Annotated in this window: 8 protein-coding genes; 5 read left to right on the top strand and 3 right to left on the bottom strand. The window is 48.4% G+C overall.

Going from position 1 to position 11773, the window contains the following annotated elements; translation table 11 throughout:
* Positions 1 to 590: 590 nt before the first annotated feature.
* The 3 genes from ABY436_RS16015 to ABY436_RS16005 all read left to right on the top strand — a co-directional run bounded on the left by ABY436_RS16015 (position 591) and on the right by ABY436_RS16005 (position 3647).
* Entirely contained in the window at positions 591 to 1925 is a 1335-nt protein-coding gene (locus tag ABY436_RS16015; protein WP_372739939.1) for a ferric reductase-like transmembrane domain-containing protein, read from the top strand.
* A 90-nt stretch (positions 1926 to 2015) separates the two neighbouring features.
* Positions 2016 to 2537: an RICIN domain-containing protein gene (locus ABY436_RS16010; RefSeq protein ID WP_372739938.1), complete on the top strand. Its 522-nt coding sequence runs from the start codon at positions 2016 to 2018 to the stop codon at positions 2535 to 2537.
* Positions 2538 to 2855: 318 nt separating this feature from the next.
* Positions 2856 to 3647 (top strand): DUF1499 domain-containing protein, encoded by a 792-nt coding sequence (locus ABY436_RS16005; RefSeq protein WP_372739937.1) that lies wholly within the window; start codon positions 2856 to 2858, stop codon positions 3645 to 3647.
* A gap of 402 nt (positions 3648 to 4049) precedes the next feature.
* Here ABY436_RS16005 and ABY436_RS16000 read toward each other — a convergent pair whose 3' ends face one another.
* Genes ABY436_RS16000 through ABY436_RS15990 form a run of 3 tightly spaced genes read right to left on the bottom strand, consistent with a single transcriptional unit; the run spans position 4050 to position 9830 of the window.
* The gene (locus ABY436_RS16000) at positions 4050 to 5456 is read right to left on the bottom strand and encodes an efflux transporter outer membrane subunit (protein ID WP_372739936.1); all 1407 of its coding nucleotides are present in this window, start codon (positions 5454 to 5456) and stop codon (positions 4050 to 4052) included.
* Positions 5446 to 8580 (bottom strand): efflux RND transporter permease subunit, encoded by a 3135-nt coding sequence (locus ABY436_RS15995; protein ID WP_372739935.1) that lies wholly within the window; start codon positions 8578 to 8580, stop codon positions 5446 to 5448. Before ABY436_RS15995 ends, ABY436_RS16000 begins: the two co-directional genes overlap by 11 nt.
* Positions 8581 to 8639: 59 nt before the next feature.
* Positions 8640 to 9830, bottom strand: a complete 1191-nt coding sequence (locus ABY436_RS15990) for an efflux RND transporter periplasmic adaptor subunit (protein ID WP_372739934.1) — start codon at positions 9828 to 9830, stop codon at positions 8640 to 8642.
* A 221-nt stretch (positions 9831 to 10051) separates the two neighbouring features.
* Between ABY436_RS15990 and ABY436_RS15985 the strand changes: the two genes are divergently transcribed.
* Both ABY436_RS15985 and ABY436_RS15980 read left to right on the top strand, forming a co-directional pair.
* Positions 10052 to 10576, top strand: coding sequence for a Spy/CpxP family protein refolding chaperone (locus ABY436_RS15985; RefSeq protein WP_372739933.1), 525 nt, complete (start codon positions 10052 to 10054; stop codon positions 10574 to 10576).
* Positions 10577 to 10872: 296 nt separating this feature from the next.
* On the top strand, positions 10873 to 11244 hold the full coding sequence (locus ABY436_RS15980; protein WP_372739932.1) for a DoxX family protein: 372 nt from the start codon (positions 10873 to 10875) through the stop codon (positions 11242 to 11244).
* Positions 11245 to 11773: the final 529 nt, after the last annotated feature.

The following is an 11773-nucleotide window of genomic DNA, read 5'->3' as shown; positions in this document are numbered from 1 at the left end:
ATTACCTAGCGTTCTCACATGGAATAGAATGAGCTTACAGGCCCGCTATCCGCCCTAAACAGTCTTTCTAGCCTAAAGCGCTCAATTACAAAACGGACGAAAGATCTTATTTGATGTTGCGACTAAGCGTGTCATACGTAATGGGAGATCTGCGTCTGAAAGTAGGCTGAATTAAGTAAACTGTCCCCGGAATCCTGTCCCCGGAATCCAGATATTCCACGATATGGGCGGCTAACTGCCGATTGTCTTCAACCAATAATACCAGCATTGAGCTCCTCTACCTGTGTTTAACAGGATGTATTCGAAAGTTGATTATACGTCCCGTATTTCCCTCGTCTTCACCCTCATTTCACCCAGCACCCTTTAAAATGAAACCATGATCAATAGCAGATAAGAAAGCCCAGAGAAAGCCAAAGATGAATCTTAAGATTTTAGTGCTGGATAGCGTGTTATTGCCTGGAGGTTGCGCTGCCACAGCGCCTACCTTCGAACAACAACCGACCAGCCTGGTCGGCACCTGAATCTGTCATTGTAAGCACTAACTTGGCGGTAATACCCACAAATTAATTTTCTAAGCAATGAGGTGACATATGCGCAAGATTAAATTTTTGCTCTGGGGATTCTTGGGCATCCTGACCTTTTTTTGGGTCATCGCTGTTACATGGCCCGAGATCTTCAGCCTGCTCTCGACCCGATCTGTGATGATTAATTTCACAGGTGTGCTTGGAGTGGGAGCTATGAGTTTCGCCATGATACTTGCCCTCAGACCTGTTTGGCTGGAATCCTGGCTGGACGGTCTGGACAAGTCCTATCGGCTGCACAAGTGGCTTGGCATCACTGCTCTGGTCATGTCAGTGATGCACTGGCTGTCGGGCAACGCCCCAAAATGGGCGACCTCTCTTGGGTTGCTGGAACGACCGGAACGTGGTCCCCGTCCGGACGAGTCCGCGTTGCCGACCCTCCAGCAGTGGTTTAACACACAACGTGACACCGCTGAATTTATTGGCGAATGGACCTTCTACGTTATCGTGCTTTTGATCGCACTCGCCCTGATCAAGCGTTTTCCTTACCGGTTGTTTACCAAGACCCATACACTTCTGGCTGCCGCCTATCTCGCCATTGTTTTCCACTCTGTTATGCTGATGGAATACAACTACTGGCAACAGATTGTAGGCGTTGTCTCTGGTCTGCTGATGGCGGCAGGGACTATTGCCGCCGCTCTTATCCTGATGGGGCGCATTGGTCGAAACCGGAAGGTTGCGGGAACCATCGAACACATCGATCTGTTTCCGGAACTCAGCATTATGGAAACTTCAATCCGCCTGGATGATGGCTGGAGGGGGCATCAGGGTGGCCAGTTCGCCTTTGTGACCTTCGACTCCAAGGAGGGCGCACATCCCTTCACGATCGGGTCAGGCTGGACCCCGAAAGATCCATGTATCAACTTCATCACCAAGGGATTGGGCGACTACACCAATCTAATGATCGAAAATCTCAAGGTCGGGGACAAGGTCACTGTGGAAGGCCCCTATGGTCGATTCATTTTTTCCGATGGAAAAGAACGCCAGATCTGGATCGGCGGCGGAATTGGCATCACACCGTTCATTGCAAGGATGAAACAGATTGCCCACAAACCGGAGGATCAGGCCATCGATCTGTTCCATGCAATTCCGTTCGAAGATCCAAAAGCGATTCAGAAGCTGACCGCCGATGCAAAAACTGCCAACGTTCAACTTCATATTCTAGTCGATGGCCGCGACGACCGACTGACAGGCGAACAACTGCGCACAGAAATTCCTGACTGGAAGGAAGCCAGCGTCTGGTTCTGTGGACCCGCAAAGTTCGGTGAAAGTCTGAAGAAGGATCTGATCGCCAATGGTTTGAAAGACCGGGATTTCCACCAAGAGCTTTTCAACATGCGCTAAGCGATCGGGGTTAACCGCAAGAATATGCGTTCAACCCTTTCAATTGAACAGACAAATAATACATCCATGTATATTCGTAGAGACTTCACAATGACTAAATCACTAATCGCCATGTTAACCACCCTTTCTATTTTCCAACTGGTACAGGCACAGGAACCTAAAGGGGACTTCATACGCCTGGTCGATGCCCTCGACGAACCGGAATTCTATTGCTTTGACCTGGCCGGCTGGGGTGACCATTTGAAGCTCAATGACCCACTGCAGACCCATACTTGCAAAGATGCCGATCAAGCGACAGATCAAATGTTTTATTTCGAAGACAAACACTTGAAAATTGTGGGATATGATCGTTGTGTCCAGGCAGCAGGTTCAGGTGCTTCTACACTTGCGGGTTCTGCCGTACTCGCAAGAGAGTGTTCGGATAACGATTTGCAACAACTGAAGATGGATGCCGCGGGTAAAGTTCATGTAGGTGATGGACCTTTCTGTATTGCTGCCGGACCCGATTCAACCGATGCCTCTGGTCCCAGCCATGTATGGCGCACGCTTAGTGTAGTGAGGTGCGACAGCACTGACGACTCATTGTCTACCTGGCAAATTGGCAACAATTAAACCAGGCAAAGTTTGTTTGGGTGAATAGAGAGAATATACGTTCTGCCCGACACACTATTTCTTCCTGGTTTACCCAGATTTCGGGGAAAAGCCGAAATATCTATTGTTAGGACTCTGAATAGAATAGATTAGCTCTCTAATGAGCAAAAGAAACCCGAATTAAACCTGCCTCTGACTGACTCGAATTGTTATTGGAATTCGGTTGGCTTAAAGGGGTAAGAAGTGTGGCTTTGCATTTTTCTCAGAGCCGGATAATTGGTAAGTGGCGCTTTCCAGCGCGAATTTCTTAACCCCAACCCTCAAACCGGAAACAATTTAATGTCAGCAATAAAACACTCAAAGTTTTGGTCCACCCTCGCATTGGTTGCGAGTGTATTAAGTGTTCTGGCCATGGCGGCTATCATGTTCGGCTATCTTGGTGAGAACTTTACTTTCAGAGAAGCCTCCGGGCATCTGCGCACCGCTGCTCAAATCAGTGTGTACGTTCTTGGTTTCTGCGCTGTTGTCGCGCTATTGTCCTGGAAAAACAAAGCTTCACTACTTAAGGCCTTAATCGCAACCGCGATTGTTCTCACGCCTTTGATGGTGATGAAAAATAGCATGCCAGCTGGCACTGCCCTTTTTGCCGCCGCACCCGCTGGGCCTCCTCCTGGCGCAGGTGCAAAGGGTGGTGACGACCCGAGCACAGCGCCGATCAACGACATAAGCACGGATACACAGAACCCACCCGTTTTCTCCGCTATCATTCCGTTGCGTCCCGAGGGAAGTAATGCGATTGAATACGCGGGACAAAGTGCCGCTGCTGCCCAAGCTGCGCAATTCCCGGATATTAAACCCATCAATTCACCGTTAGGTAAAACTGAGGCTTTTAATCGCGCACTTGAGGTTGCGAACAACATGGACTGGGAAATAATTGCTCAGGATCCCAGGAGCGGCATTATCGAAGCAGTTGCGTCCACTCGGTTTTTTAACTTTCAGGATGACGTCATTATTCGCATCAGTGAACATGGCACGAACATTATCGTTGATATTCGTTCACATTCGCGTGTTGGCCGCAGTGATCGTGGCAAAAATGGCGAGCGTGTTAGAGCATTTATTGAGAGCTTCTAAGCTTTTTTCTGGGATCATCAAGGCCCCCCATATCAGTTGTAATCACAGCTTCAAACTATTCTCTGACTGATCTGGGCGTCTCAACCCATTTCCTTTCTCAACGTAGCCTCGATGAGTTAGAGAGTTTGCTGCCTATAAGCATTACTGAGGTGCAACGCGATCAGCGCTCGGTGAAAACAACCAAATAGAGATGCCCCTAACAGCTGGCCACGCCATCAGACAGCATTGCTGTTGGCTACTGGTTAGACATATAGATCAACAACTTAGAATTTTACCTCTTTATTCAGGACTAAGGGGCTCGTTCTTTGGTACGGGACAGTTATAGTGACCGTAAAAACCTGCCCCGAAAGAAGAAATTCTCAGGATGAATATCAGTGCTAAGGCGATGACAGCACTGTCTTTTCATCGCCTCGCCTTAGTTTCGCCAGTGTAACTATTTACACTTGCTCCGGCTCCTAACGCAATTTGTAGCCTTGCCCAATCAACCGATAAATCTCGAAGTGCAGCGGCGTATTGTAACCTTGCCGAGTCCAGATTTCGGTCGATGTCCAATAAATCCAGCAATGTAATAATGCCAGCTTGGTAAGTCTGCATGGATAACTCAAATGATCGTGTGTAGGAACTTACTGACTTTCGTAACAAATCAACTTTGTTACGATCACGCTGCCAGGCACTGTTGGCTGATTGTACATCCTCCACCGCTTCCAATACGGTTTGCTGATATATGATGAAAGCCTCGCGTGCTTCTGATGTTGCTTGATCTTGATTGGCTGCCAGTGCTCCCTGATTGAAAATAGGTAGAGAGATTATCGGCCCAAAACTCCAAGCGCTATTGTTGTTGGTAATGGAACCGCTTAACGTTAGCGATGGTAAACGAGCGGCTGTTGCCACTCCCACGCCCGCAACGGCGACACGTAAACGTTGTTCTGCTGCACGCACATCTGGCCGGTTACGCAGTAAGTCTGCTGGTATACCTGTTTTGTAAGGTGTTTCCAGATTAAGCCCCAGCAACTCATTAGCTGCTGGTATCGAGGCTTCCATGTCGGTTAGTAAGGGCCCGGCAGGTTCGTTTAGCAATGTAGCAATGGCGTAAATCTGAGCCAGGAAGTTAGCGTTAAGATCGGGAATTTCAGCTTGAGCAGTGTACAGTAAAGCTTTAACTTGCTCTTCTTCAAGCTCTGTTGCGCTGCCCACCGCTCGCTGGTGTTTTGTAATCACCAGAGTTTGCTGACGAGAGTCGATAGCCTGTTGGGTCATGACTACGGCGTATTGGTAATATCGCGCATTCACGTAAGCGCTTACCAGTGCTGATAAATAGGCCAAGCGAGCAGTTTGGCTATCGTCTACTACAGCTAATAAATTAGCTTGAGCCACTTCACGTTCGCGGCGGATCCCACCGAATAAATCAATTGCCAGATTTCCAGAAAGGCTAATGTCATTACTGGTGATGGTTGCTATGTCGCGGCCCCCCGAGCGAGTAGAACTCGCCTTCAGATCACCACTAATGACAGAATTAACCCCTGTACCTCTAAGCACAGCCTGTGCTGCGCTGATGCGTTCAACAGCCGCCGAAATATCCAGGTTACTGTCTAGTCCTTTGGCGACCCAACGGTTGAGAATGGCGTCGTCAAAACTCAGCCACCAACGTAGGGTATCGTTACGCTCGAATGGTTGCGGGTTAACCGCATCCACGTATTCCTGCTGCACGACAAGCTCCGGGGGCTCGTAATCCGTACCAACGGCACAGCCATTTATGACAATCAGGGCGCTTACTGTAAAGATCCCCCGACTCATTATTTTAGGCCTCATGTCCGGCCTCCTCAGATTCTTTGGCATAGCGAATTCTGAACACAATTTGCACAGCCACCAATAACGCTGGAATCATAAATACACCCACAAATGTTGAGGCGAGCATACCGCCGAAAACTGCCGTGCCTATAGCGTTTTGTGCGCCAGCACCTACGCCTGTCGCCCACACCAGGGGAGCAACACCCAGAATAAAGGTCAAGGCTGTCATCAAAATGGGACGGAAACGCTGACGACAGGCCTCCATAGTAGCGTCCAATACCGCCATCCCCTGCTTCTGTAGGTCAACCGCAAACTCCACAATCAAGATGGCATTTTTGGCGGCCAGCCCAATGGTGGCCAGCATGCCCACTTTAAAATACACATCGTTAGACTGGCTGAATAACAGGGCACCTCCCAGCGCCCCGAGCACGCCTAAAGGCACAACCAGCATTATGGCCAGAGGGATACTCCAACTCTCATACAAAGCCGCTAATGCCAAAAATACGACCAGAACCGAAATGGCATACAGAAAAGGTGCCTGTGAGCCAGACAACCGCTCCTGGTAAGAAATACCTGTCCAGGCAACGCCATAGCCACCCTCCATCTGACTGGCAAGCTCCTCCATGGCAGACATGGCTTCACCCGAACTGACACCCTCCGAGGGGGAGCCGGATATTGCGACCGCCTGCAGACCACCATAGCGATCCAATGAAGAGGGCACGGTTTCCCAGTTGATTGTTGTAAAGGCGGTGAACGGAACCATCTCACCGTTACTGTTAATAGCATGCCAACTATCAAGGTCTTCTGGCTGCATACGGTAAGCGGCCTCAGCCTGAACAATTACCGGTTTAAGCTCTGAATTCATTTCGAAGTCGTTGACTTCACGACCAGAGAAAATAACCGACAACATGCTATTGATCTCCAGCAGGGAAATACCAAAAGAACTGGCTTTTTGCTGGTCTATATCAATACGCATTGCCGTTTTCGTTTGTTCTTCCGTGCCACGTAAGCTGGTAAGCCGGCTATCTTTATTGGCAATTGATACTAGGTTTTTACTGGCTTCCATTAAGGCTTCCTGGCCGTTTTTAGCCTGATCCAGCAAATACATACTGAAGCCAGCCGTATCACCCAGGCCCGGGATGGCGGGCGGCTGCAGCATAAAAATCTGCCCCAGCCGGTTGTGCTTCCTGAAATGGGCATTGGCTCGCTGCATAACCGCACTGGCCGCTAGATCAGCACGACTCGAGCGCTCGGAAAAGTCCTTCATGCGAGTAAACACCATCGCCAAGTTCTGCCCACTGCCCCCAAAACTAAACCCCACTGAGGCAAATACTGCGGAGACCGCTTCAGGTTCGTTTGTTAACAGATAGTCTTCAATCATATTCACCACGGACAAAGTTTGATCCGTGGTGCTACTCTCCGGCAGGGTGACCATTGTCATTAGTACACCCTGGTCTTCTTTCGGCAAAAAAGAGCTGGGAATCACTTTAAACAACATCACAATGCCCACGCCTGCTACGGCCAGAAAGACAAGCGACAACAAAGCACGACGCAAAAAGGCATTGGTCATGGCCAAGTAACGGTTTTGTATAGACAAGAAGTGACGGTCAAACCAGGAGGGGTAGAAAAAGCGGCTGGGCTGGTCGCTTGTTGGCTTGAGAAAGCTGGCACACATGGCTGGTGTCAGAATTATCGCGACCATTGTGGACAGTGCGATAGCGGACATAATAGTGATAGAGAATTGCCGGTAAATCACACCCGTACTCCCCCCCAAAAAAGCCATCGGCAAAAACACGGCAATAATCACCAGCGTGGTGCCAACCAAGGCCCCGGTAATCTGCCCCATGCATTTTCGCGTGGCCGCAACAGGCCCCAGACCTTCCTCTTGCATAATGCGTTGAACGTTTTCTACCACCACGATGGCATCGTCTACCAACATGCCAATGGCCAGCACCATCGCAAACATAGTCAATGTATTAATAGAAAAACCTACGGCCGCCAATACCCCAAAGGTGCCCATGAGCACCACCGGCACTGCCATGGTTGGAATAAGTGTGGCCCGCCAGTTGTGCAGAAACGCAAGCAGTACTAAAAAGACCAGAGCGATAGCCTGGATAATGGTCATAACCACTTGCTGAATTGACGCTTCCACAAAAGGTGAGGTGTCGTAGGGGTATTCCACCTTAACGCCTGCAGGCAGAGAGTTTTTCAGGCCATCAACAACTTCACGTACCGCTTTGGCGGTGTCCACAGCATTGGCTCCGGTAGCCAGAGTCACGGCAAAGCCGGCGGCGTTGTTCCTATTAAAGCGTGCATCGGTGCCATAGGTTTCCTGGCCTAATTCTACGTGTGCAAGATCCGCAAGACGAACCGTGGCGCCACTGTTTTCGGTTTTTAACAGAATGTTGCGGAATTCGTCGACGGTGTTGAGTTGGCTTTGAGCTGTGATATCAACGGTAAACTGCTGACCCTCAACATAGGGTGCATCGCCCAGGGCACCCACCGCTACGGTCGTGTTTTGAGCCTCGATGGCAGAAATGATATCGGAGGTTGTTAATGAATATTTCACCAGTTTAAACGGGTCCAGCCATACCCGCATCGCATAGCCAGAACCGAACTGACTGACTGAGCCCACACCCTGGGTACGTTGTACCGGGTTTTTCACAATATTTTCGAAAAAATCCGCCAATTCCACAGAGTTATAGCGGCCATCTTCACTGGCTAGATTGCCCACCAACAAAATGGAAGTGCTGGACCGGGTGACCGTTACACCTGTAGTTTGCACAACGGAGGGTAATTGGCTGGTAACCGTCTGAATCTTGTTCTGTACATCCACCTGGGCGTCGTTTGGATCGGCCCCTTCATCGAACACAATACTGATGGATGACGAACCCCGCGATGAAGATGAGGTCATATACAACATATCATCAAGACCAGTAAGCGCATCTTCCAAAATGGTGGTTACCGAGTTTTGAACAGCCTCGGCTGATGCGCCACTGTAGGTAGCATTAACCCTAACCGTAGCAGGTGCAACGTCTGGGTATTGCGCTACTGGCAAGGTGGCAATACCCAGAACACCCGCTAGCATTGTGATAATAGCCAACACCCAGGCAAATACAGGGCGGCTTATAAAGAATTGAGCCATATAATTTACCTACTTTATAATAATGTTTACACAGAATAGTGACGACTCGTCATTAGCAGTTACTGTGTTTTGTTGGATTCGGAAACTGACGCCGACGCGCCAAAGTTCGTCACAACACCTTTTTCGTTGATAGTGACAGCAAGGGGTTTAATGCTTGTACCTTCCTGCAGGTTGTCGATGTTATCTACAAGAATAGGGATTGATCCCTCCAAACCCTGGCTCACAACCCAAGCATTATTGTTCGTGCCGACCGGCAATAAGCTTAATTGTGTGGCTTTCTGTTCGCTATCGTAAGTCCAAGCGGTAATCGTGCCATCTGGCTGTGCTTTGGCAGCAAGTTGCGGTATACGGTAAGCATCAATATGGCCTATGGTGAGTTTGACCCGTAAAAACATCCCCGGCAATATCAGCATGTTCGGGTTATCAAACTTTACTCGCACAGTCATTGTTCCGGTGGAGGTAGAAACCTTTCTCCCCACATTTACTACTTCACCTCGGGCGGCATACTGCTCGCCACTTTCCAATAACAGCTGCGCATCAACTTTCGAGCCGCGGGTAATCTCTCCAGAATCAATGCGCTGACGCATCGCTAGCATTTTCGAACTGGCTTCGGATAAATCTACAAAAATGGGATCCAGGCGGGTGACCGTGGTAAGCATGTCGGATTGGCCAGCTGTCACCAAATCACCTATAGATACGTTTGCGGTAGCGGCTATACCGGAAATGGGACTGGCAACAGTCGTGCGTTTTAGAATGATCTCAGCGGTTCGTACGCTGGCTTTAGCCGCAGCTACTGCGGCTTGGGCCTGGCGTAAATCAGTGCGGGCGATATCTACTTGAGCCTGAGTAGCCCCGGTGCCGACTAATTTTTCGTATCGAGAAAGAGTTACCTGCGCCGAGGGCACCGCCGCTTCAGCACTCGCCAACTCGGCGCGAGCCACTTCAAGCGCAGCTGTGTAGGATTCTTGATCAATCTGAAACAGCGGATCACCTTTTTCAACAGAGGCACCAGCCCGGTACAAAATATCGGTTATTACCCCATCCACCAAGGGACGAATGGTGGCATCTTCTTCGGCAAGAGCCTGGCCGGATAATGTAACAGTCAGAGGTACTGGCTCACGTTCAATGGTTATAATCCCTGCAGGAAGTGCCGCTGAATTCTGCTCCCCCCCCGGCCTGTCCTCAGCCATCGTTGGTGTCGCCATTAAGACGAAGCTGATTGTGCAGAATTTAAAGAACTTCTTCATCATAAGGTGTTTTCCGTTTGTCACTGTAAGAAAAAAGGGATCACAAGCTATCAACTTTTCAGCCCGAAGGTAGTCCAATAATAACCCAATATTTTATAATGATATTATAGCCTTATGACCTAAGCTTCCGGCAAGCCTTTACCTAACTTTACATTATCTCAACCCAACTTTGCTTTTACCCGGCGCACAATAACTCCATCACTTACAAGCACCGGAGATACACCATGAAAAAGCTAACTATTGCACTCATCAGCCTTCCTATTCTACTTGCAGCTGCAGCTTCTTATGCCGGCATGCAGCACTCAGAAGGTTATGGTAAATGTGATCGCGATGGCGGTATGTACAAGCATGACCGTAATAGTAACAAAAATCGCATGATAGAACGGATGTCTGAAAAGTTAGACCTGAGTGAAACGCAACAGCAAGATTTACAACAGCTATTTGAAAGCAAGCAAGCTCAGCGACAGGAAATGCATAAACAGATGCGCAGTTTACATCAGGCAACCCGCAATCTGGATCCGTCTGCAGCCGATTATGACCAACGTCTGTCAGAAGCGAAACAAGCCGCTACAGAACTAGCCGTTAATAAAATTGATCAGAAAGTAGATATGAAAGCGGCGATGGCAAACATTCTTACAGCCGATCAATTAAGCAAAATGGAAAAGATGCGCGACGGTTCTGGTTCTGGAAAAGAACACGGCAAACACCGTGGTGAAGGCTATGAAAAGCGTACTCAGTCTCAAGAATAAGAGTGACTGAAGATTCAAACGAAACAGAAAAGGTCCAGTGAAATCCGGACCTTTTTACTTTGTTGATTCACCATGAGTCTGAAAAATCATATAGCAAAAGATAAATTGTAGTTTAATGATATTACTACAATTTAAAGAAGCATCATTCAAGAGCGACAGCACCAGACTCAAAGCCGGGTTTTTCACAAATCGGAATAAGCCCGTGAAGTCCCCATCAGCTTTTGAATAAGCACATTTGTTTACTTTTTGATGCGGTGCACGTGTAGAAGCAGTTTCAAATTAACTAAGGAGAAAAAATGAAATTTTTAGACCAATACTCTGACCATAGCTATGCCGTATTCAGAATAGTTACAGCGTTTCTGTTCCTTTGCCATGGTACGCAAAAGCTGTTTGGATTCCCGATAGTGTTCCCATTCCCTTTGAACGCTATGACTACCAGTGCCGGGGTTATTGAGTTAGTTGCTGGAGTTCTGATAATGATTGGGTTTTATTCTCGATATGCTGCATTTATCGCCAGCGGTACTATGGCGGTGGCATATTGGATGGCGCATGGATTAAATCACCCATTGCCAATTGCTAATGGCGGTGAAATAACTGCATTTTATTGCTTTGCCTTTCTTTATATCGCCACAAAAGGTCCAGGTATTTGGAGCTTAAACAAAAAATAAAAGATGTATCTTTTAATAATTACGCATAACAAAACAAGAAGGGGCACCGTAAACGCCCCCCCCCCCTCCCCCTTTCTGAGGCATTGATTTAAATGTCAAATGTCATCTCTGCATATGTATACTGAACGCCTCTCTTGGAGCTGAGGGTAAGCAGATGTGATTTTATATTAGCAACCACTAAATTCCGCTTTTGGCACCCGCCTGTCTAACCCTTGACCTTGCTCCATTCAGAACCATTTTAGGTGCTTTCTACCCCAAGCTGACATTAACGCCTTGCTCAGCGGAAAAATATGAGCGGGAGCGAGTATTTTTTCCGCTGCAGCAACTTGTTAGGCATTGATTAATAATTCTATGCCATTAAATAGAAGAGATTCGCCATTGCTTTAGTGTAAGCGCCAGAGAATCAGCACCTTTTTTCCAGCCACTGACCGCCGCACACTGATTCCATCGTCACCTACGCGAGGAATCCATCATGAACTCAGCCGAGCGCACTTACCACTGGCAACAGCACATTGAACACTGGCGTGAT

The organism is Neptunomonas sp., assembly GCF_041601355.1.
In the GTDB taxonomy this organism is placed as follows: domain Bacteria; phylum Pseudomonadota; class Gammaproteobacteria; order Pseudomonadales; family Balneatricaceae; genus Neptunomonas.
The sequence above is the reverse complement of the archived record's forward strand: the minus strand, read 5'-3'. Positions and strand labels throughout refer to the sequence as shown.